Genomic DNA, 21,096 nt, shown 5'->3' with positions numbered 1-21,096 from the left:
AGACGGCCTTTTATTCTTTTCAAGCTATAAATCCAATTTCATGACGGATACGGTTTCCCCGTTGTGCCAAGTCTGCGTGATTTCTTTCCAGCCGAACTTTTCATACACGGCCTGCACATCCGGCGTATAGAGAAACAGATGCGACAAACCCAGTTCGCGTGCTTTATCCAGGCAAAAGGAAACTAGCTGCCTGCCCACGCCCAAACCGCGAAATTGCGGCAAAACGAACACATCGCCCAGCCAATATTTGTGTTCGGGAAAACACGCCATATCAAACCGCTTCAATGCCGCCGAACCCATCAGCTGCCCTTTGTTATCCACAGCCGCAAACGCCAGCGGCAAGTTATCCCCATCGAGGCATTGCGCGTAATACGCACGGATTTTGTCCAAAGACGACCACGGCGCAAAATCGTGCCATTCCTCAAACAGCGCGAGGGCTAAAGGCTCGACAAATTCAGGCTTCAGACGGCATATGTTCATATCGGGTCCTCTTGTTGTACCGCGTAGGGATAGTTTTACAGTATAAGCCTTCTGAAAGATTAACACATCTTAAAAAATCAGCGTAAAACACGATAAACCCGCCGCCAGTCCCATTCAAATCACTTATAATTCTGCCCATACCGCACACAAACAAAAGAAGAACATCATGGCCAAGAAATTTCCCATTTTCCCGAAAAATCCCGAGCGTATCTGCTGGGGTTGCGACAAATACTGCAAAGAAGACGATTTGCAATGCGGCAACGGTTGCGAACGAATCCAACACCCCATCGAGTTGGACGGCCGTGACTGGTATAAAAAAGGCGACTGGAGCAATTTGTTGAGCGAAGAGCAGCAAATCGAACTTGGACTGAAAGAAGCGCCCAAGCCGGCCAAACCGCATATCAAGCTGCCTTTGAAAAACAAAACGGCTTAAACGGAATGCCGTAAACAAACGAAATAAAAGGCCGTCTGAAACCTGAAAAACAGGGTTTCAGACGGCCTTTGCGTTATCGGATTATGCCTTCACATAATGCACAAACGCGTATTCGATGCCTTTGGCGGAAACATGGTTTTCCCGAGAGGCTTCTTGCCATGTTTCTGTGGAAAACTCAGGAAAAAACGCATCGCCGTCCACATCCAAACCGACTTCAGTCAAACGCAAATCGGTGGCAATCGGCAGGGCTTGTGCATAAATTTGCGCGCCGCCCATGATGATGACTTCTTCAACCCCCTGACACAAAGCCAGCGCATCTTCCAAAGAGGCCGCCGTTTGCGCGCCTTCGGCCTGATAATCTTGGCGGGTGATGACGATATTTTGACGGCCGGGCAATGGCTTGCGCGGCAGCGACTCCCATGTTTTGCGGCCCATAATGACGGGTTTGCCGGTAGTGTAGGATTTGAAGAAGGCAAAATCCTCAGGCAAATGCCAAGGCATGGTGTTGTTGATGCCGATACAGCGGCGGGCGGCGTAGGCGGCGATAAGGGTGATTTTTGGCATGATGAAATCCGTTTGCAAAATAAAATGATTATAGCGGAAGGGAGGCTGGATGAACTGAATGCCCGATATTCTAAAAATGTTTCAATATTTATAAAATTAATATTCAAAATGCTTGATTTTGACAAAAATCATTTATTGTTCATTTTTTTAGGTATATGATAAATATCATACCAAATAAAAAAGGAAAGGAAAAAATGATGAGAACCCTCCGCATTTCTGCTTTGACTGCTTCCCTGTCTTTGATGTTGGCTGCCTGTGGCGGTGCAACAAGCGGTTTGTCGAATGCCGTGACCGAACCGCTCAATCCGCATCCGAAAGGCGTGTTGTCTGTTGAATTGAACGAATCCGTCCCTGAAAACGGTACGTTGGAGCTGACGGCCAACGGTAAACCGCAAACCCTGCAAAAAGGCGGCAAACTCGATACCGGCTTTTTGAAAACCGATAAAGTATCCTCTTACGACTACGCCCAAAAAATCAAGGTAAACGGTCAAGTCATCACTTTGGAAACGGGCGATTTCCAAGTGTATAAACAAAATTATTCCACTGTTGCCGCGCGTTACGCCAAACAAAAAGCCGATGACGCAGGCAAGCTGCAAAACCTCGATACATACACATTCACTGTCGGCGAAGTCCAAGGCGATGAAACCGCTTACCGCAATTTGCCCAAACAAGGCAGCTATCAGTATTCGGGCATCGCGTTTAATGGCGACGACCGCAGCGGCCGTCTGAAATACACTGTGGATTTCGATAAAAAACAAGGTTACGGCAAAATCAGCAGCATGGCTTCCCATAATAATGTCGATCTGCTTGCCGCAGGTATTGCCAATAACAATGGCAAAGCCGCCATCAGTGGGAAAACCAGTTTGAACGGTATCGAAAACGGCCGTTATGATTTGAAACTCTTCGGCCCGCAGGCTGAAGAAATTGCCGGTAAGGCGCAAATCAAAGTTGGCGATTCCACCAAAGAAATCGGTTTGGCCGGTAAGAAAGAATAGGAAACAAGGCCGTCTGAAAGGTTCAGACGGCCTTTTTGTGACAAAAAAAGCAACGGCCCAAACCGTTGCTTTTTTCATGCCAACCTAAATTACAGGCTGCCCAAGATAATGCGCAATACGCGGCGCAACGGCTCGGCAGCACCCCACAAGAGTTGGTCGCCAACGGTAAATGCGCTGATGTATTCGCCGCCCATCTCCAGTTTGCGGATACGGCCGACAGGAACAGACAGCGTACCGGTAACTTTGGCAGGAGTCAGCTCGTGAATGCTGGCTTCTTTTTCGTTGGGGATAACTTTCACCCAGTCGTTTGCGCCTGCCAAAATGGCTTCGATTTCAGAAACAGGCAGGTCTTTTTTCAGCTTCAGGGTGAGGGCTTGGCTGTGGCAGCGCATAGAGCCGATGCGTACGCACAAGCCGTCGATTACGGTCGGATTGTCGCTGCGGCCGAGGATTTTGTTGGTTTCCACGCCGCCTTTCCATTCTTCTTTGGACTGGCCGTTGCCCAAGTCCACGTCAATCCACGGAATCAGGCTGCCGGCGAGCGGTACGCCGAAGTTGGCTTTCGGATAATCTTCGCTGCGCAGGAAATCGGACACTTTGCGGTCGATATCGAGAATCGCGCTGGAAGGATCGGCAAGCTCGTCTGCCACTTTGGCGTGAATCGCGCCCATGCCGCTGATGAGTTCGCGCATGTTTTTCGCACCCGCGCCGGAAGCGGCTTGGTAGGTCATGCTAGTTGCCCATTCGACCAAATCGTTTTGGAACAGGCTGCCCAAAGCCATCAACATCAGGGAAACGGTACAGTTGCCACCGATGTAGTTTTTCACGCCGTTTTTGAGGCCGTTGTCGATGACGTTGCGGTTGACAGGGTCGAGGACGATAATCGCGTCGTCTTTCATGCGCAGGGAAGATGCCGCGTCAACCCAGTAGCCGTTCCAGCCGCTGTCGCGCAGGGGTTGGAAGACGGATTTGGTGTAATCGCCACCCTGACAGGTAACGATGATGTCCATTTTTGCCAATTCGGCAACATCGTTGGCATCCAACAATGTTTTGGCTGCCTGACCGAAATCAGGGGCAGCGCCGCCGACGTTGGAAGTGGTAAAGAAAAACGCTTCGGGAATGTGGACGAAGTCGTTTTCTTCTTTCATACGCTGCATCAAAACAGAGCCGACCATACCGCGCCAGCCGACGAAACCTACTTTCATGTGTTACTCCTTACAAAGAAAATCCGGATAAGTTTTATAGTGCATTAACAAAAATCGGAACGGCATCGCCTGCCACTTTGTTCAGACTTTTGTTAACCCACTATAAAAAAGGGGAAAACGAACGTTTTAACGCCGTCTGCGGAAAATGTAAAGGTTTTTATCGAAATTTTTTAGAATGATGGAAAAATAGGTTAAGATGGCAATGAAATTGCATCTCATTAAATAGCACAGAGGAAGATTAAATGAGCGAAATCAATTTGTCGGATTTGCCTAAAACAGAAATAGTAGATGTCCATATTGCTTCAGTATGGTCACGGGTCGCGGCATATTTGTTGAATTATTTATTTAATGTAATTATTTTTTTACCCTATTATTATATTTTATATACTGAGACAGCAGCAATTGCCAAGCAGAAAAATATTGCTTTTACACAAGAGCTTATAATAAGTGTCAGCGAGCGGGCCGATATGACACAGATGCTAGGATTGACCTCTATCGTATATTTAATTGTCGGTGTTGTTCAGCTTTATTACATGAGCCGCTATGGTCAATCCTTGGGTAAAAAGATCATGCGTATTCGAGTATTGAAAAGCAATGGCAGCAATCCGGGTTTTCTTGGTACGGTATTGGTACGAGAAGTTGCATGGGGCTTAATTGTACTTGCCATTGTGTTTGCTACATACTTTGTATTAAAAGGAAACATTTTAATTTATTCACTACTGATTACACTGATCAACTTCATCATGCTCTTCTCGATCAAACGCGACCGCCGCACGCTCTACGATATGCTGGCCGATACGGTTGTCGTCAAATTGCCGCCGCGCCGATAAATCGCTTTTTTGTGTTAAAATCAGCACTTTCCAACATAGGCCGTCTGAAAAAATAGCTTTCAGACGGCCTTTCGACACGCTATTGATTCCATGAAAAAACATCTGTACCGCATTACGCTCGTCAGCATTGCCGCGGCCATTCTTGCCGCCTGTCCGAGCAAAAGCATTAAAAATCTTCCTGAAACCGACACCAGCGTTATCAAAGGCCCCAACCGCCCCACCGGTACGCCCGATCCCGTCGGTACGACAGTGAGCGGGGGAGGAGCAAACTACACCGTAGTTTCCTACAACGAATTGCCGCACTGGGACCTCCAACACTTTACCAAAAGCCTGCAGTCTTTCCGTTTAGGCTGTGAAAAACTCAAAAACCGCCAAGGCTGGCAGGACGTTTGTATCCAAGCCATGCAAACACCGATGCACCATTTCCAAGCCAAGCACTTTTTCGAGCGCTATTTCACCGCATGGCGCGTCGATAACGGCGGCAATCCTGCCGGCACCATTACCGGCTATTACGAACCGGTCCTGCACGGCGACGACAAATCCACAAGCCAATCCCGTTTCCCTATTTACGGCATTCCGAACGATTTCGTTTCCGTTCCGCTGGCTGCAAACTTGAGGGGCAGCAAAGCCACCGTCCGCATCCGTCAAACCGGCCAAAACAGCGGCGTCATCGACAACAGCGGCACATACACGGCCGACTTGTCCAAATTCCCGATTACAGCACGCAGCACTGCGCTGAAAGGCCGTTTTGAAGGCAGCCGTTTCGTTCCTTACTACACCCGCAGCCAAATCAACGGCGGCGCGCTTAACGGCAAAGCGCCGATTTTGGGTTATGCAGATGATCCGGTCGAACTTTTCTTTATGCACATTCAAGGTTCAGGCCGTCTGAAAACCCCGTCCGGCAAATACATCCGTGTCGGATTTGCCGATAAAAACGAACATCCGTATGTTTCCATCGGCCGCTATATGGCGGACAAAGGCTATCTGCCGCTGGGTCAGACCAGTATGCAGGGCATCAAGGCCTATATGAAGCAAAACCCCGGCCGCCTTGCCGAAGTTTTGGGACAAAACCCAAGCTACGTCTTCTTCCGCGAGCTGACCGGCAGCGGCGATTCCGGCCCGGTGGGAGCATTGGGTACGCCGTTGATGGGCGAATACGCCGGTGCCATTGACCGCCACTACATCACGCTTGGCGCACCGTTATTTGTTGCCACTGCCCATCCGATCACCAAAAAAGCCCTCAACCGCCTGATTATGGCGCAAGACACCGGCAGCGCGATTAAAGGCGCGGTCCGTGTGGATTATTTCTGGGGTTATGGCGACGAAGCAGGCGAAGTGGCCGGCAAAATGAAAACCACCGGCTATGTATGGCAGCTCCTGCCCAACGGCATGAAACCGGAATACCGTCCATAAACAGCGGTTTAAAAAAGGCCGTCTGAAACCAAGATTCAGGTTTCAGACGGCCTTTTTATTTCATAAAAATGCGGCAGGTTTTAAAAACCTGCCGCGGTATGGGGACATACAGCTCGGACGGTAAGCCGGGTTCTGTCGCGGACAGTCATTCCTCTAGGCACATCATTGCTGGTGTGCTCAAGCAACCTACCCGAACGCTCGGCGAGCAGCGTCATCGCGTTCTGTTTGGTCTTGCTCCGAATGGGGTTTAGCCTGCTGCGCTTTGTTACCAAATGCACGGTGCGCTCTTACCGCACCTTTTCACCCTTACCTGTTTTGCCCGAAGGCAATCATCGGCGGTATTGCTTTCTGTTCCACTTTCCGTCGCGTTGCCGCGCCCGGCCGTTAGCCGGCATTCTGCTCTGTGGAGCCCGGACTTTCCTCCCCGTATGCCTTACGCGATACGCGGCGACTGTCTGTCCGACCTGTATGAGGTGCGGATTATAACACAGCCGCCATAGGGTTCAGACGGCCTAAATATTTATTTTTTCTTTTTAAATGCTATTTCGGTCAAACCCAATTCCTGTGCTTTTTTGCGGACTGCGGATTCGGGCATTTCGCGTGCCAGGCGGCTGGTGCAGTATTCGGTCATGGTGGTGGCGCAAGCTTTGAAGTTGCCAGTAAAGTCGCTGGCAGCACTTAAAAACGGGATGAGGCGGCCGGCCATGATTTCTTCGGCCGGTGCGTCTGTTTGGGCGGATACGCGTCCGGACTCGACCGCCGAGAAGATTTGTTCGGTAAAGCGTCGGGCGAAGTTTTCTTCTGTTTGGCAGTCTTGGAATGCGGTGTTTTCGTGTTGGCAGACAAGGGTAACTTCGCCTTGAGCTTCTTGCAGCGGTTCGGCCAAATCGAGTTTGAGGGTTTGCTTGTCGGTTTGCAGCCAGGCGGTGCGGCCTTGGGTTTTGATGATTTTGCCGTAAACGCCGATGGCATCGTTTTGGGGGATGTTTTTCTGTTCGGCAAGTTGTTGGGCCGAGAATAAGGGGGCTTGTTCGGCAAATGCGCCGCCGGTTTCGTGTTTGAAGTAGGCGGTGAGGTCTTGTTTGATGAGGGCTTGGGTCAGCAGTTTTTCGCCTTCGGTCAGGCGGTGTGCGAAGCCGTGTGTTTTGGGGGCGGATGCGGCATCCGTGGTCTTGGTGTCCGGTGTGCAGGCGCTCAGGAGTAAAAGCAGGGGAAGGATATATTTCATGGTTGGTCTCTCAACAGGCCGTCTGAATATATGGTTTCAAACGGTCAGCGTTGTTTATCGATAACGATAAACCCGGCGGGGATAGACGGGATAAGCCGGATTGTTGTGAACGGGTTGGCTGTCTTGGTAAATGACGGTCGTTCCCGGCGGGGCGTTGATGGTCACGGTTTTGTTGACAGTGGTTTGCGAGTGGACGGGCAGGTCCAAGACGGCGGTGCGTCCATACGGAGTCTCGGTATAGACGCACGCGCTTAGAAAGAGGGTGATGCTCAGGACCAATGCCTTCATGTTTCAGACGGCCTTATTTGAGCAGGTTTTTCAAGGCCAGGCGCACGCCTTCGCCGACTTCCGTGCCCTTGGGAATGCCTTTGGTGGCGGCTTTGGCTTCGCGTTCGTTGTAGCCGAGGGCAAGCAGAGTGTTGATGATGTCTTGGCTTTCGTCGGCAACGGCATCAGGGGCAAACAGGCCGTCTGAAACGGTATGGGATACGAGTTTGCCGCGCAGTTCCAACACCATGCGTTCGGCGGTTTTTTTGCCGATGCCGGGGGCGGAGGAGAGGCGTTTGACGTCTTCTTCGGCGATGGCTTGCGCCAGCTCGTCGGCATTCATGGCCGACAAAATGCCCAATGCGGTTTTGGCACCGATGCCGCTGACTTTGACCAGTTGGCGGAAGGTGGCGCGTTCCTCGGCTGAGGCGAATCCAAACAGCAAATGCGCGTCTTCGCGGATGACAAGCTGGGTGTAGAGATGGACGGTTTCGCCAACGGGGGGCAGGTTGTAGAAAGTCTGCATGGAAACGTCGGCTTCATAACCGACGCCGTTGACGTCGATAACGACCTGCGGCGGATTTTTTTCAATCAATTTGCCTGTAAGCCTGCTGATCATGGTGTTTCCCTGTGATTAAAAAAGGCCGTCTGAAACCTTGCAATCGGGTTTCAGACGGCCTTGTATTGTATCAAACTTCAGCGGTAACGCGGACGAAATCAGATGGCGGATACCAGGTTCAGATGACGGGCGCGTTCGCCTGCTTCGGCGGCACGTTCTTGGCTGCTGAACGGACCCATTTTGACAACGTATTCGTAGTTGCGTTTTTCAAGCATGACTTTGCTGTCTGACGGCAGGCTTTGTGCGGCTTGGTTCAAATAAGCCTGTGCTTCGCGTTGGGTACCGAAGGATTTCAAATCAACAAAAAATTCTTTGTTGTTTGGGGAAATAATGGTTTGAGCGGCGGTTTGGCCGGGGATGATTTGCTCAACTTTGACGTTGGCCGTGCCTTGGTTGATGAAACCCAATTGTTGGGCGGCGGCTTTGGAAACATCGATGACGCGGTTGCCGTGGAAAGGGCCGCGGTCGTTGACACGGACGATGACGCTTTTGCCGTTTTGCATATTGGTCACGCGTGCGTAGCTGGGAATAGGGAGGGTTTTGTGGGCGGCGGAGAGGGCGTTCATATTGTAACGCTCGCCGCTGGAAGTTTTACGGCCGTGGAATTGGTTGCCGTACCATGAGGCTTTGCCGGTTTGGCTGAAAGAGGAAACTTTGGTCAGCGGCGTGTAGCGTTTGCCGGCAACTTTGTAACTGCGGTTGGCAGAAGGATGCAGTTTTTCGACTCGGACCACGCTGTCGGCGACGGCGGCATTGATGGAAAGGACGCCGATGGTGGCGGCGGCTAAGGAAAGGAGGGTTTTTTTGGTAAAAGTCAAAACGGGTTCCGTTCTTGAGTTGATAACGCAGCGGTTTCAGACGGCCTGTTATACGCCGCCGGCAAAACCGTTTTGCCGCCATGCTTCAAACAGAATAACGGCGACGGTATTGGAAAGATTCATGCTCCTGCTGCCGGGCATCATCGGCAGGCGGATTTTTTGTCCGGCTGGCAGGCTGTCGAGAACTTCGGCAGGCAGGCCGCGTGTTTCGGGACCAAACAGCAATACGTCGCCTTCGCGGAAGGAAACTTCGTCGGGGCGGGTAGAGCCTTTGGTAGTCAGCGCGAAAATGCGGCGGCCTTCGAGAGCCTTGAGGCAATCATCGAAATTCTCATGTACCGTCAGTTTGGCAAACTCGTGATAATCCAAACCCGCGCGTTTCATTTTGGACGAATCCAGAGGGAAACCAAGCGGCTTGACCAAGTGCAAATCAGCACCGGTATTGGCGCACAGGCGGATGATATTACCCGTATTGGGCGGGATTTCGGGTTGGTACAAAACTATGGTAAACATATAAATCAATCACTTATAGAGTGGCATAATGCCGAAATGTTCCATGGGTGTCAAAAATTTTAGCTATTTTTTCATTGGCGGCCGCGCCAAACTCCAGCAATAAATCTTACCTGCGCCTGATTTTTTTAGCGTTTTCGCCAATTCGTTTAAAGTCGAGCCGGTGGTGAAGACATCATCAATTAACAGAATATTACACGCCTTCGGCAATTCGGTTTTGATTTTAAATGCATTCTTGATATTTCGCCGACGTTCGTCGCTTTTCAGCGTACTTTGCGGCTCGCTATGCCGTCTGAAAACCGCGTGGCGCGGCAGCAGCGTCCAGCCGTAGCGTTTTGCCAAAATATCCGTCAACGCCTCGCTTTGGTTGAATCCGCGCTTGAGCCGCCGCTCTTTGCTCAAAGGCATGGGCAGGACGAAATCGAAGTGTTCCGTCGCCAGCCAGTCCGGTGCGTTTTGGCTCATTAGATCTGCCAACGGACGGCTCATGCCCAAATCGGCCAAGTGTTTCAGCTCGCGTATCATGCTGCTGACGGGCGGTTCGTAATACAGCGAGGCCCACATTCTATCAAATGCGGGCAGCTTTTTCTGACAACTGCCGCACACTGCCCCACCCGCGACATGGCGGAAACACAAAGGGCAGCTTTGTGCCGCGTCGATAAAATATTCCGTCAAATCGTTTGCGCAGCCTCTGCAAAGGCCGTCTGAAACGGAATCGTGGCATAATACGCAACGTCGCGCATTGAGCTGTTTCAAACTGCGCCACCAAGAAAGAACATTCATGCCACACTCCGCCAAAAAAGTTTATCTGATACACGGTTGGGCGGCGAACCGCCATGTATTCGACGATTTGATACCGCGCCTGCCTGCCGATTGGGACGTCCGCGCGCTTGATTTGCCCGGACACGGCGATGCGCCTTTTGCTGAACCGTTTGATATTGCCGCCGTTGCCGAAGCCTTCGCCGGACAAATCGACACGCCGGCACACATTCTCGGCTGGTCGCTGGGCGGATTGGTTGCCCTGTATCTGACCGCGCTTTATCCCGACAAAATCCAATCGCTCTGCCTGACGGCAAGTTTTGCCCGATTGACTGCCGACACGGATTATCCCGAAGGCTTGGCACAACCTGCCTTGGGCAAGATGGTCGGCGCATTCCAGCAGGATTATGCCAAACATATTAAACAGTTTCTACAACTGCAACTGCTGCACACGCCGCATTCAGGCGAAATCTTAAACCGGGTGTTGCCCGATTTGGCGCGCTGCGGCACGCCTTCCGCCTTACAGGCCGCGCTTGAAGCCGTCAACCATGCCGATGCGCGCCCACTGTTGCCGCGTATTCAAACGCCGTCATTGCTGGTGTTTGGACAGAAAGACGCCATCACGCCGCCGCGCATGGGCGAATATTTACACCGCCATTTGAGCGACAGCGAGCTGGTCCTTATCGACAAAGCCGCACACGCGCCCTTTTTAAGCCATGCCGACGAGTTTGCCGAAATTTACCGAAACTTTGTCGAAAAGGCCGTCTGAAACAGCCTTAAATCATAAAAACATTGTCGGGCAAAGCCCACTGACACGACCCACCATGACCGAACAAGACAAACGCTGGCAAATTCACCGCCATCTCGCCCAAGACACCGACGAGCGCCTGCAGCTGGTCCGCAATGCACCCAAACGCATCATGCTGATTGGTGCCGATGCCGATATCAGCCGCAGCCTGCTGGCCGCGCGTTATCCCGACGCCGTGTTTGAAGAATACGATCCGAATGCCGATTTTTTGAAAACCGCCGCCGCCGCGCGCAAAGGCGGTTTCTGGCAGAAGCTGACCGGCAAAACCATTCCGCAGCATTGCCAAGCCCTGACCGCGCCGTTACCTGAAGCATCCGCCGATATGTTGTGGGCCAACCTTAGCCTCAGCCGCGCCGATGATATTTTGCCGGTATTGAAAAACTGGGCCGCTGCTTTGAAAACCGACGGATTATTGTTTTTCACGCACTTTGGCCGCGACAGCCTGAGCGAGCTGACAGGCCGTCTGAACCATGAAGGCATCGAATGCGAAGCGCCCACGTTGATTGATATGCACGATTTGGGCGATATGCTCGCCGACAACGGCTTTTACGATCCGGTGACCGATACGGCCAAGCTTGAGTTGAGCTATAAAAAAGCCGGGACGTTTTGGCAGGATATGGAAACCTTGGGATTGTGGAACGCGTTGAAGTTCAGCAATCCGCAAGCGGCCAAGGAATGTGTGGATAAGATTTTTGCCGACGAAGGCTGTCTGAACATCACGCTTGAAACCGTGTACGGCCATGCCGTGAAGAAATTGGTGTTGCCGCAAGGGGAGAATGTGGTGCAGTTTTTCCCGAAACGGCAGGGCTAGTTTGGTTGCCGTTTCCGGTAGGATTTACATTGCGATTGTGTGTTGTCGAATGCGGTTTGGCGTTTGTATCGATTGCCTGCGCTGTTTAATATGTATGAAAAAGGCCGTCTGAAAAGTTTTCAGACGGCCTTTTGTTTGATTCCAAATTAAGCCTGTTTGGCAGCCCATTCGGCCGGAGTGGCGGCAACGGAAATAGACAGCGCGTGCAATTCGTTGCTTTCGAGTTGCGGCTTGAGGCCGTCTTTAATCAGGCGGTGGCGGGCGAGGCGGGCTTTGCCTTCAAATGAGGAGGAAACGATTACGGCGAAGAAGTGATGGCCGTCGCCTTCGACTTCGACGTGTTCGCAAGGGGTAACGCCTTCAATCAGGGTTTTGACTTGTTCGGGTAAAAGCATGGGGGTTCCTTGGGAAATGGTTTGCTTGTAAAAGAGGGCATTATACCGAATCTTGATAAAAACAGGCCGTCTGAAAAACCAAACTTCGGGTTTCAGACGGCCTCGGTCTTTTGAAGCGTCAAATGCTTATTCGTACACTTTCAGCAGCTCGACTTCAAAAATCAAAGTCGCGTGCGGAGGAATCACGCCGCCGGCACCGTGTGCGCCGTAGCCCATTTCGGAAGGAATGGTCAGCTTGCGTTTGCCGCCTTCTTTCATGCCGCCGAAGCCTTCGTCCCAGCCTTTAATCACTTGGCCGACGCCCAGAGTGATGGTCAGCGGTTGACGGCGGTCGAGGCTGGAGTCGAATTTGGTACCGTCTTCCAACCAGCCGGTGTAATGTACGGTGATTTCTTTGCCTTTGACGGCTTCTTTGCCGTGGCCTTCTTGCAAGTCTTCAATAATCAGGCTCATGATGTTCCTTTCGGATGTATGGTGAAAATCGGCTCAAGATTACCATATTGTGCGCAATCGTGAAACAAAGCTGCCCATATGGCCGGCAGCAAAAAGGCCGTCTGAAACGGATTTTCAGACGGCCTTGTTTTATGCTAACCCTTATTTGTTGTCAGGTTGGGATTTGACATCGTGGGAGACGGGCAGCTCAGGCATGGTTCGGGCAGACTCCGGAACATTGCCGGAAAGGGCTTTCAAGAAGGCAACGATGTTTTCAGTGTCTTCCGGAGCCAGGGTTTTACCCAATTGAGCTTTCGCCATGATGTTGACGGCTTTATCCAATTCCCAAACGCTGCCGTTGTGGAAGTATGGATAGGTACGTTCAACGTTTCTCAAGCCGGGAACACGGAAGAAGAATTCGTCTTCGGCTTTTTTGGTTACGTCCGCACGGCCTTTGTCGTGTTTAGGATCGTCGATGTGTTTCCAGTAAGGACCATCCACCAAACCGAATTTTTGGAACATGGTACCGCCCAAGTTGACGCCGTTGTGACAAGCGATACAGCCGTTGTCCATAAATGCGCGTACGCCTTTGCGTTCTTGTTCGCTCAGGGCAGATACGTTGCCTTTCAGGTAGTCGTCCCAACGGGTCGGAGTCAGCAGGGTACGTTCAAACGCGCCCAATGCAGTGGTGATGTTTTTAAAGGAAACCGCGCCGTCTTCAGGGAATGCGGCTTTGAATTTTTCTTGGTATTCAGGGATACCGGCGATTTTGGCGGCGGCATCGGCTTCGGTCGCGTTGGCCATTTCAACCGGGTTGAGCAATGGGCCGCCGGCTTGTTCTTCCACATCGGCGGCACGGCCGTCCCAGAATTGGCTGCCCAACAAGGCGGCATTCAGGGCAGTCGGGGGGTTACGGGCGCCGAATTGGCTTTTGTGGCCCGCGCTGGTCGGCATGTTGTCTACGCCAGCAGTTGCCAAGTTGTGGCAGGAGTTACAGCTGACGGTGTTGCCTTTGGACAGGCGGGTTTCGTACCAAAGTTGTTGGCCGAGTTTGACCTGCTCTTCGGTAAACGGACGGATTTTTTGCATTTCGGCCGCATCAGGCAAAGGTTTGAACACGGTTTGCGCGCGTTCCAACAGGGCTTTGTCTTCGGCAGAAACATCGGCGGAATTTTGAGGGGCCGAAACAGCGGCGGTGCTTGCGGCAGCATCGGCAGCGCTCGCGGCAGAAGCCGCTTGAGGGGTTTCGGTTGTTTGAGCCGTTTTCTCGCCGCAGGCGGTCAACGCGGCAGAAACGGCCAAAGCCAAAGCGATTTGGTGGAGTTTTAAACGTGGCATAGGAGGGTTCCTTTGTTATGCGTTTGTTATGTAATGGATTGCTGATTGCACCAGCAATATGCCAACTATAAAAGATAAGGCGGTTTTAATTTTTGTTGTAAATCAACCTTTTAAATTTGATAAATTTTGAAAATATCACTGATAGGGAAATTTATACTATGGAACTTTTTTATTATTTATTTACAATTGCTTAGATAAATTAAGGCCGTCTGAAAAAATAAAATTCAGACGGCCTTTTAGTTTTTATTGATTACGTCCGTTATTCTATTTTAAAAAATCTTAATAAATATGGGGTTATTAAAAAATAAAAATAATTTGCGTTATTAAGCATAAAGCGTTATAAATGCGTTAATAAATGAACGTTTCACTTTAGAGTTTTTTTTATGCTGATTGCTTTATTGATTATGTTACGCGAGGGCATCGAAGCCGCCCTGATCGTCGGTATTGTTGCCAGTTTTTTGAAACAGTCGGGACACAGCGAGCTGATGCCGAAGGTTTGGCTGGGCGTGTTTTTGGCTTCGGTCATGTGTTTGGGTATCGGTTACGGCATCCATTCCGCTACCGGCGAGATTCCGCAAAAAGAACAGGAATTGGTGGTCGGCGCCATCGGCCTGGTGGCTGTGGCGATGCTGACGTACATGATTTTGTGGATGAAGAAGGCCGCACGTTCGATGAAACAGCATCTTCAGGATTCTGTTCAGTCGGCCTTGAACCGCGGCAGCGGCCAGGGTTGGGCCTTGGTCGGCATGGCGTTTTTGGCTGTGGCGCGCGAAGGTTTGGAGAGCGTGTTTTTCCTGCTGGCCGTGTTCCAGCAAAGCCCGACGTGGTCTATGCCGATAGGCGCGGTATTAGGGCTGTTGGTGGCGGTTGTCATCGGTACGCTGATTTATCAGGGCGGTATGCGCCTGAACTTGGCGAAGTTTTTCCGTTGGACGGGCGCGTTTCTGATTGTGGTGGCGGCCGGTCTGCTGGCTGGTTCGTTTCGCGCGCTGCATGAGGCCGGCGTATGGAATGTGATGCAGGATATTGCTTTCGACACATCGAAATATTTGCATGAAGACAGCCCTTTAGGCGTGCTGCTCGGCGGTTTCTTCGGCTATACCGACCACCCAACCGAAGGCGAAGTCCTGATTTGGCTGCTGTATCTGGTTCCCGTCATGATTTGGTTTTTGCGCGGCAGTGCGCCGGCAAAAACGTTAACTAAATAAAAAGGAAGTAAAATGAAAAAATTCAATCTAACTGCTTTGTCCGTAATGTTGGCTCTGGGTTTGACCGCGTGTCAGCCGCCTGAAGCCGAAAAAGCCGCGCCTGCCGCTTCAGGCGCATCCGCTGCCGCTAATGCCGACGGTTCGGTCAATATCGGCGTGAACGATACTGCCTGCGAACCGATGGAATTGACCGTCCCCAGCGGCCAAGTCGTGTTCAACATCAAAAACGACAGCGGCCGCAAGCTGGAATGGGAAATCCTGAAAGGCGTGATGGTGGTGGACGAGCGTGAAAACATCGCCCCGGGTTTATCCGACAAAATGACCGTTACCCTGCTGCCGGGCGAATATGAAATGACTTGCGGCCTGTTGACCAATCCGCGCGGTAAGCTGATTGTTACCGACAGCGGCTTCAAAGACACTGCCAACGAAGCGGATTTGGAAAAACTGTCTCAACCGCTCGCCGACTATAAAGCTTACGTTCAAGGCGAGGTTAAAGAGCTGGTGGCGAAAACCAAAACCTTTACCGAAGCCGTTAAAGCCGGCGACATTGAAAAGGCCAAATCCCTGTTTGCCGCCACCCGCGTCCATTACGAACGTATCGAACCGATTGCCGAGCTTTTCAGCGAACTCGACCCCGTCATCGATGCGCGTGAAGACGACTTCAAAGACGGTGCGAAAGATGCCGGATTTACCGGCTTCCACCGTATCGAACACGCCCTTTGGGTAGAAAAAGACGTATCCGGCGTGAAGGAAATTGCAGCCAAACTGATGACCGATGTCGAAGCACTGCAAAAAGAAATCGACGCATTGGCGTTTCCTCCGGGTAAGGTGGTCGGCGGCGCGTCCGAACTGATTGAAGAAGTGGCCGGCAGCAAAATCAGCGGCGAAGAAGACCGTTACAGCCATACCGATTTGAGCGACTTCCAAGCCAATGTGGAAGGCTCCAAAAAAATCGTTGATTTGTTCCGTCCGCTGATCGAAGCCAAAGACAAAGCGCTGTTGGAAAAAACTGATGCCAACTTCAAACAGGTTGAAGACATTTTGGCGAAATACAAAAAACAAGACGGCTTCGAGCTGTACGACAAACTGAGCGAAGAAGACCGCAAAGCCCTGCAGGCGCCGATTAATGCCTTGGCAGAGGACTTGGCCAAACTGCGCGGCATTTTGGGTTTGAAATAAGATAACGCGTTTTCAGACGGCCTTTGGATATTGAAAGGCCGTCTGAATCTTATTGTCGCCCACACAAATATACTTGAAAACCGACCTTACTTCATACGATTGCAATCTTTCCGTTCCCTGCCAAGGAGCAGACCATGAGCCAAAACAAACAACCGGCACAACCCGAAAAACGAACCCTTTTCAAAACTGCCCTTGCCGCCGGCGCCATCGGCGTTGCCGGTTATTTTGCCGGTAAAAAACAAGGCGAAGCCGCCGCCGAGACCCAAAACAACCAACATTCCGAGTTGGCCTATCCGTGTTACGGCGAGCATCAGGCAGGCATCGTCACGCCACACCAGCTCTTCGGCATCATGTGTGCTTTTGACGTTACCGCCAAAGACGCCAAACAACTTGAAAACCTATTCCGCGCCCTGACCGCCCGCATCGAATTCCTCACCCAAGGCGGCGAATACCAAGACGGCGACGACAAACTCCCGCCTGCAGGCAGCGGCATCCTCGGCAAACAATTCCGCCCTGACGGATTGACGGTTACCGTCGGCGTCGGCAGCAGCCTCTTTGACGACCGCTTCGGTCTCAAAGACAAAAAGCCGAAACACCTGCAGGAAATGCGCGACTTCCCCAACGACAAACTCCAAAAATCTTGGTGCGACGGCGACCTCAGCCTGCAAATTTGCGCGTTTTCCCCCGAAACCTGCCAAGCCGCCCTGCGCGACATCATCAAAAACACCGCCCAGTTTGCCGTCATCCGCTGGAGCATAGACGGTTGGCTCCCTAAAGCCGAACCCGGCGCCATTGCCGCGCGCAATCTTTTAGGTTTCCGCGACGGCTCAGGCAATCCCAAAGTCGAAGATCCCAAAGTCGCCGATCAGGTTCTGTGGACGGGCGTTGCCGCCAACAGCTTGGACGAACCGGCATGGGCGAAAAACGGCAGCTATCAGGCCGTCCGCCTCATCCGCCACTTTGTCGAGTTTTGGGACCGCACCCCGATGCAGGAACAAACCGATATTTTCGGCCGGCGCAAATACAGCGGCGCGCCTATGGACGGTAAAAAAGAGGGCGACACCGCCGATTTCGCCAAAGACCCCGACGGCAAAATCACGCCCAAAGACAGCCATATGCGCCTTGCCAATCCGCGCGATCCGGAGTTTATGAAAAAACACCTGCTCTACCGCCGCGCCTTCAACTACTCGCGCGGCCTCGCCGCCAACGGCCAGCTCGATGTCGGTTTGGTGTTCATCTGCTATCAGGCCAACCTTGCCGACGGCTTCATCTTCGTGCAAAACCTGCTCAACGGCGAGCCGCTGGAGGAATACATCAGCCCGTTTGGCGGCGGCTATTTCTTCGTCCTGCCGGGTGTCGAAAAAGGCAGCTTCCTCGGCAAAGAGCTTTTGGACGTATAAATCCGCTGATGGTTTGAGTAGATAAAAAGGCCGTCTGAAACCTGATTTCCAGATTTCAGACGGCCTTTTTAGTTAAGAAAGCATCAGTCCATGTGATTGGGATTGCACCATTTGTTTTTGTTTCGCCTCATATTCAAAATTTTGTGCGGTCTCCTGTATTTTGGTTAAACTTTCTTCGATGGGTGTAGTTGCAGCTATTTTCATATTCGCAGAAGCTGTTATCAACCCAGGATCTTTGTGTCCGATAGATATTTCCCCGTTATCTTTAATATTGATTAAAGACACGCCCTGCATTTTGTTTGCATAGCCTGCAGAGGTTAATGACATAGCAATTTTATCTACATCATTTGTATCATAGGCAATATTTTTCTTATCACAGAAGTCAGTAAAAGCCTGTTTACACTGGTGGAAGATGGTCTGGGCAGTTTTAGGCATATCGTTGATTTGTAGAATATTCCCATCAATACCAGCCTGTGCGTATCGATATTGTTGTTCGTGTTGATTTTCACTGATAAGCCACTGTATAGGAGTACGTTTAGGCATCGCCCTTTTGATGGTTTGGTTCAAGTCGCTATTGGGAATCTGATTAGAAATCTTGTCAAACTCTTCTATATTAGGCAATACTCGTATAGTTCCTTCGTAAGAATTATTAATGGTTCTACCTACCTCCACCCCCTCATAATGATGGATGTATTCTTTACCCTTGTATATTCCACTACGATAGAGGGCTGTAAAAGTGAAGTCGATACAACTGTTGGTAGCCCAGTTGTATACTTCTTTATTAAAACCGTAGTTTTGGGGGTATTCGCCAAAATTCTGTAAGGCCATATATTGTTCTTTGGTAATCTCCATAGTTCGTTCATAAACTGGATTCAAGTATTCTTTGTGTTCCCCCTTTTGGACATCTCCTGGTTTGTCAGGGTGATACCAATGGTATTTATCAGTATCTAGGGGAGGGGCAAAACCGTATGAATCGATAGTATGACCTCCATCTTTGCTGATACCGTAGAACACATGGCCTGGTTGAGAAGTTTTTTGCTCACCATTTTCCATCCAAGGTTTTCCATCCTTAAATAAAGGGGTACCGGGTGCAGCTACATAGATGGTTAAAGTGTATCTGTTATCATCATTCATAAGACTTCCTTTTTATTTAAAGTTTACTTTGGGGTTCGTTCTGTACTGATATATACAGATAATTTAAGTTTTGGGTAGTCTGGAAATTTTTTCAATGACCTAATGGAAAGACGATAATATCCCCCTTCTTCTTGTATTAAAAAATATGCCATCTCATTTTTATGAACGCCGTACTTTTTATTGTCAAATATCCTTAATGGAGGAATGCTGGAGGCTAAATCAGCAGTAAACTGAGTTAATTCACTTTGAAAACGGGGGACTGTTCCATTTTTATTTTTGTTTTTGTTTTTATATTGAAGTAAATCAGGATAATATATCCATTCATTACTTAAACCAATTTTAGTTTCTATATTGTTACTATCAAAATGAGATAGATTGGCTTCAAACTGCAACATTTTATTTTTAATTAAAATATCATTCGTATCTAGGCCTTTTGAAGCATCATAATATTTGTTATCATCAATTGGATACATTGTCATAATATAGATAACATAATTAGTTTCAGGTGCTTTTGGCTTTTTATTCAATTTAAAATAAAACACTTGCTCCTTTTGGGGGTCGATAATTAAAGGGTGTTCGAATGGTATTTCGTATACGGGATGTCCATTAATCTCTTTAGGTCCATTTTTGTATGGATCATTATATTGGGAACAGGCACTTAAAAAAGTTGCAAAAAAGCCTAAAAGAGCTAGTGTATATTTTTTTGTTTTGTTCATTATTTTTCCTTTATATTTTCGGTTGATAGTAAAAAATATGATTAAGTATATACCATTAAAGTTTTAAATATCTTAATTTATGAAAGGCCGTCTGAAACCTGATTTCAGACGGCCTGAGTTTTTTCTATCAAACCAAATGTTCCGCCAAGAAAGCCAATGCGTATTCGACGGCTTGCGCCCTTACTGCTTCGCGATCGCCTGTGAAAAGCGCGGTTTGCTCAAACGAGCCTTCGGGAGTGGCCAGGCCGAACCAGACTGTGCCGACCGGTTTGGCCGCGCTGCCGCCGCCAGGGCCGGCGATGCCGGAAATACTCAAGGCGTAATCTGCCTGCGCGACGGCCTTTGCGCCGCGTGCCATTTCATAGACGGTCTCGCGGCTGACTGCGCCGTGTTTCAGTAAAGTATCGGGCATGACGCCAAGACGCTCCTGCTTGGCTTGGTTGCTGTATGTGACGAAGCTTTGATGAAACCATTGCGAGCTGCCGGAGAGTGAGGTCAGCGCACCGGCAAGCAGTCCGCCGGTGCAGGACTCGGCGCAGGTAACGGTTTGACGGCGGCTGGTCAGGTGTTCGGCGATGGTTTGCAGATGGGACATGGCGGCTCCTTATGGAAATGGTGGAATAGGGCGGGCGTTTGACCCGCCGGGTTTCAGACGGCCTGAAAGTTGAAATCAGTCTTTCGGCTGAATGAGGTGGACATCACATTGTGGGAATGGGATGTTGATGTTGGCTTCGCGCAGGTTTTCGACGACCTGCTCGTTCAGGGCGAATCGGAACGGGCCGAGATTTTCTTCTTGCGTCCATGCCCAAAGGGTAATTTCGATGGCACTGTCGCCAAGGTTGGTAATGTATACGACGGCAGGTCGTTCTTCGGTTTGAACACACAATGGATGCTCGGTTGCCGCTCTCAATACGGCGGCTTTGGCGGTTTTCAAGTCGCAGGCGTAGTCGACGCCGACAACGACTTGGGCGCGGCACAGGGGCAGGGAGGAGCGGTTGGTGATGCTGTTGGTCATGACCACGCTGTTGGGCAGGACGACTTCTTCGTTGTCCGGCGTGCTTAAAGAGGTCTGTACCATTTTGATTTCGCGGACGATGCCTTCAAAACCGTTGACGCGGATAAAGTCGCCGACTTTAAACGGGCGGAACAGGATAATCAGCGCGCCGGCAGCGAAGTTGGACAGTTGGTCTTTCAAAGATAAAGCCACGGCCAAGCCTGCGCCACCGATCAAGGCGGTCACGGAAGTGGTTGGAATGCCGAGTTTGCCCAGTGCGGCGATGATGACGAGGATCAGCAGGCCGATGTTGGCAACGTTGCCGAGGAAGCTGACCAGCGTTTTATCGACTTTGGCGCGTGTCAACGCAGCTTTCATCAGTGTCACCACGCGCGTGGCGACCCAGCGGCCGATAAAGAAGATGGCCAAGGCGGCCAGCAGGTTCGTGCCGAAAGACATGCCGGTTTGGGCGAGTTGTTCCCAGCCGGAGAACGAAGAGAGGACTTGAAGATCGAAATTCATAATTGTGTGTGCGTGTGAAGTTGTTTAAAAGGTTATTG

General features: G+C 50.5%; 25 protein-coding genes and 1 other RNA gene. 9 read left to right on the top strand and 17 right to left on the bottom strand.

Features of this window, described 5'->3' with window-relative positions; translation table 11 throughout:
- Positions 1 to 24: 24 nt before the first annotated feature.
- On the bottom strand, positions 25 to 480 hold the full coding sequence (locus ACTHTS_RS09975; protein ID WP_440369937.1) for a GNAT family N-acetyltransferase: 456 nt from the start codon (positions 478 to 480) through the stop codon (positions 25 to 27).
- 166 nt (positions 481 to 646) lie between these two features.
- On the opposite strand from ACTHTS_RS09975, the gene ACTHTS_RS09970 reads away from it, so the two are divergent.
- A complete protein-coding gene (locus ACTHTS_RS09970) occupies positions 647 to 913 on the top strand; it encodes a DUF3079 domain-containing protein (RefSeq protein ID WP_003686685.1) in 267 nt (88 codons plus the stop codon).
- A gap of 81 nt (positions 914 to 994) precedes the next feature.
- Here ACTHTS_RS09970 and ACTHTS_RS09965 read toward each other — a convergent pair whose 3' ends face one another.
- On the bottom strand, positions 995 to 1,477 hold the full coding sequence (locus ACTHTS_RS09965; protein ID WP_049349171.1) for a dihydrofolate reductase: 483 nt from the start codon (positions 1,475 to 1,477) through the stop codon (positions 995 to 997).
- A 197-nt stretch (positions 1,478 to 1,674) separates the two neighbouring features.
- On the opposite strand from ACTHTS_RS09965, the gene ACTHTS_RS09960 reads away from it, so the two are divergent.
- Complete coding sequence (locus tag ACTHTS_RS09960) at positions 1,675 to 2,472, top strand: factor H-binding protein (RefSeq protein WP_440369962.1); 798 nt, start codon at positions 1,675 to 1,677, stop codon at positions 2,470 to 2,472.
- A gap of 89 nt (positions 2,473 to 2,561) precedes the next feature.
- Here ACTHTS_RS09960 and asd read toward each other — a convergent pair whose 3' ends face one another.
- Positions 2,562 to 3,677 (bottom strand): aspartate-semialdehyde dehydrogenase, encoded by a 1,116-nt coding sequence (asd, locus tag ACTHTS_RS09955; RefSeq protein WP_440369936.1) that lies wholly within the window; start codon positions 3,675 to 3,677, stop codon positions 2,562 to 2,564.
- Between the two features lie 242 nt (positions 3,678 to 3,919).
- Between asd and ACTHTS_RS09950 the strand changes: the two genes are divergently transcribed.
- The gene (locus ACTHTS_RS09950; RefSeq protein WP_440369935.1) at positions 3,920 to 4,507 is read left to right on the top strand and encodes an RDD family protein; all 588 of its coding nucleotides are present in this window, start codon (positions 3,920 to 3,922) and stop codon (positions 4,505 to 4,507) included.
- Positions 4,508 to 4,597: 90 nt separating this feature from the next.
- Positions 4,598 to 5,920, top strand: a complete 1,323-nt coding sequence (gene mltA / locus ACTHTS_RS09945) for a murein transglycosylase A (RefSeq protein ID WP_440369934.1) — start codon at positions 4,598 to 4,600, stop codon at positions 5,918 to 5,920.
- A 105-nt stretch (positions 5,921 to 6,025) separates the two neighbouring features.
- Here mltA and rnpB read toward each other — a convergent pair.
- The 7 genes from rnpB to ACTHTS_RS09910 all read right to left on the bottom strand — a co-directional run bounded on the left by rnpB (position 6,026) and on the right by ACTHTS_RS09910 (position 10,145).
- An RNA gene (gene rnpB, locus ACTHTS_RS09940) (RNase P RNA component class A) lies at positions 6,026 to 6,387 on the bottom strand.
- A 53-nt stretch (positions 6,388 to 6,440) separates the two neighbouring features.
- Positions 6,441 to 7,148, bottom strand: coding sequence for a hypothetical protein (locus tag ACTHTS_RS09935; protein WP_440369933.1), 708 nt, complete (start codon positions 7,146 to 7,148; stop codon positions 6,441 to 6,443).
- 54 nt (positions 7,149 to 7,202) lie between these two features.
- Positions 7,203 to 7,436 carry a methionine-binding protein gene (locus ACTHTS_RS09930; protein ID WP_070584510.1) on the bottom strand — a complete coding sequence of 78 codons (234 nt, stop codon included), beginning with the start codon at positions 7,434 to 7,436 and terminating at the stop codon, positions 7,203 to 7,205.
- Between the two features lie 13 nt (positions 7,437 to 7,449).
- Positions 7,450 to 8,034, bottom strand: coding sequence for a Holliday junction branch migration protein RuvA (gene ruvA / locus ACTHTS_RS09925; RefSeq protein WP_188213320.1), 585 nt, complete (start codon positions 8,032 to 8,034; stop codon positions 7,450 to 7,452).
- A 98-nt stretch (positions 8,035 to 8,132) separates the two neighbouring features.
- Positions 8,133 to 8,852: a septal ring lytic transglycosylase RlpA family protein gene (locus ACTHTS_RS09920; protein WP_440369932.1), complete on the bottom strand. Its 720-nt coding sequence runs from the start codon at positions 8,850 to 8,852 to the stop codon at positions 8,133 to 8,135.
- Between the two features lie 48 nt (positions 8,853 to 8,900).
- Positions 8,901 to 9,365 carry a tRNA (uridine(34)/cytosine(34)/5-carboxymethylaminomethyluridine(34)-2'-O)-methyltransferase TrmL gene (gene trmL, locus ACTHTS_RS09915; protein ID WP_070584515.1) on the bottom strand — a complete coding sequence of 155 codons (465 nt, stop codon included), beginning with the start codon at positions 9,363 to 9,365 and terminating at the stop codon, positions 8,901 to 8,903.
- A 63-nt stretch (positions 9,366 to 9,428) separates the two neighbouring features.
- Positions 9,429 to 10,145 carry a ComF family protein gene (locus ACTHTS_RS09910; RefSeq protein ID WP_440369931.1) on the bottom strand — a complete coding sequence of 239 codons (717 nt, stop codon included), beginning with the start codon at positions 10,143 to 10,145 and terminating at the stop codon, positions 9,429 to 9,431.
- Between ACTHTS_RS09910 and bioH the strand changes: the two genes are divergently transcribed.
- The gene (gene bioH / locus ACTHTS_RS09905; protein ID WP_440369930.1) at positions 10,144 to 10,890 is read left to right on the top strand and encodes a pimeloyl-ACP methyl ester esterase BioH; all 747 of its coding nucleotides are present in this window, start codon (positions 10,144 to 10,146) and stop codon (positions 10,888 to 10,890) included. The genes ACTHTS_RS09910 and bioH overlap by 2 nt on opposite strands.
- Positions 10,891 to 10,945: 55 nt before the next feature.
- Positions 10,946 to 11,740, top strand: a complete 795-nt coding sequence (locus ACTHTS_RS09900) for a class I SAM-dependent methyltransferase (protein ID WP_150537086.1) — start codon at positions 10,946 to 10,948, stop codon at positions 11,738 to 11,740.
- A 146-nt stretch (positions 11,741 to 11,886) separates the two neighbouring features.
- Here the strand turns inward: ACTHTS_RS09900 and ACTHTS_RS09895 are convergent, their stop codons facing one another.
- The 3 genes from ACTHTS_RS09895 to ACTHTS_RS09885 form a co-directional block, all read right to left on the bottom strand.
- On the bottom strand, positions 11,887 to 12,135 hold the full coding sequence (locus ACTHTS_RS09895) for a BolA family protein (RefSeq protein ID WP_003686612.1): 249 nt from the start codon (positions 12,133 to 12,135) through the stop codon (positions 11,887 to 11,889).
- Positions 12,136 to 12,261: 126 nt separating this feature from the next.
- A complete protein-coding gene (locus ACTHTS_RS09890; RefSeq protein WP_094192864.1) occupies positions 12,262 to 12,591 on the bottom strand; it encodes an FKBP-type peptidyl-prolyl cis-trans isomerase in 330 nt (109 codons plus the stop codon).
- Positions 12,592 to 12,729: 138 nt separating this feature from the next.
- Entirely contained in the window at positions 12,730 to 13,905 is a 1,176-nt protein-coding gene (locus ACTHTS_RS09885) for a cytochrome-c peroxidase (protein ID WP_049333127.1), read from the bottom strand.
- A 383-nt stretch (positions 13,906 to 14,288) separates the two neighbouring features.
- Between ACTHTS_RS09885 and efeU the strand changes: the two genes are divergently transcribed.
- The 3 genes from efeU to efeB all read left to right on the top strand — a co-directional run bounded on the left by efeU (position 14,289) and on the right by efeB (position 17,692).
- Positions 14,289 to 15,113 carry an iron uptake transporter permease EfeU gene (gene efeU, locus ACTHTS_RS09880; protein WP_036492490.1) on the top strand — a complete coding sequence of 275 codons (825 nt, stop codon included), beginning with the start codon at positions 14,289 to 14,291 and terminating at the stop codon, positions 15,111 to 15,113.
- A gap of 12 nt (positions 15,114 to 15,125) precedes the next feature.
- A complete protein-coding gene (efeO, locus tag ACTHTS_RS09875) occupies positions 15,126 to 16,292 on the top strand; it encodes an iron uptake system protein EfeO (RefSeq protein WP_049333129.1) in 1,167 nt (388 codons plus the stop codon).
- Between the two features lie 134 nt (positions 16,293 to 16,426).
- Entirely contained in the window at positions 16,427 to 17,692 is a 1,266-nt protein-coding gene (gene efeB, locus ACTHTS_RS09870; RefSeq protein ID WP_440369929.1) for an iron uptake transporter deferrochelatase/peroxidase subunit, read from the top strand.
- Between the two features lie 72 nt (positions 17,693 to 17,764).
- On the opposite strand, the gene ACTHTS_RS09865 is transcribed toward efeB, so the two are convergent.
- The 4 genes from ACTHTS_RS09865 to ACTHTS_RS09850 all read right to left on the bottom strand — a co-directional run bounded on the left by ACTHTS_RS09865 (position 17,765) and on the right by ACTHTS_RS09850 (position 21,058).
- Complete coding sequence (locus ACTHTS_RS09865) at positions 17,765 to 18,826, bottom strand: hypothetical protein (protein ID WP_070826394.1); 1,062 nt, start codon at positions 18,824 to 18,826, stop codon at positions 17,765 to 17,767.
- Between the two features lie 23 nt (positions 18,827 to 18,849).
- Entirely contained in the window at positions 18,850 to 19,542 is a 693-nt protein-coding gene (locus ACTHTS_RS09860) for a hypothetical protein (RefSeq protein WP_440369928.1), read from the bottom strand.
- Between the two features lie 127 nt (positions 19,543 to 19,669).
- Complete coding sequence (locus tag ACTHTS_RS09855) at positions 19,670 to 20,137, bottom strand: CinA family protein (RefSeq protein WP_070646414.1); 468 nt, start codon at positions 20,135 to 20,137, stop codon at positions 19,670 to 19,672.
- A gap of 75 nt (positions 20,138 to 20,212) precedes the next feature.
- Positions 20,213 to 21,058, bottom strand: coding sequence for a mechanosensitive ion channel family protein (locus tag ACTHTS_RS09850; protein ID WP_440369927.1), 846 nt, complete (start codon positions 21,056 to 21,058; stop codon positions 20,213 to 20,215).
- Positions 21,059 to 21,096: the final 38 nt, after the last annotated feature.

Origin of the sequence: Neisseria sp. P0019.S003, assembly GCF_051957115.1 — a bacterium.
Taxonomy (GTDB): Bacteria; Pseudomonadota; Gammaproteobacteria; order Burkholderiales; family Neisseriaceae; genus Neisseria; species Neisseria flavescens_D.
Note: the sequence above shows the minus strand (reverse complement) of the source record. Positions and strands in the feature narration are given on the sequence as shown.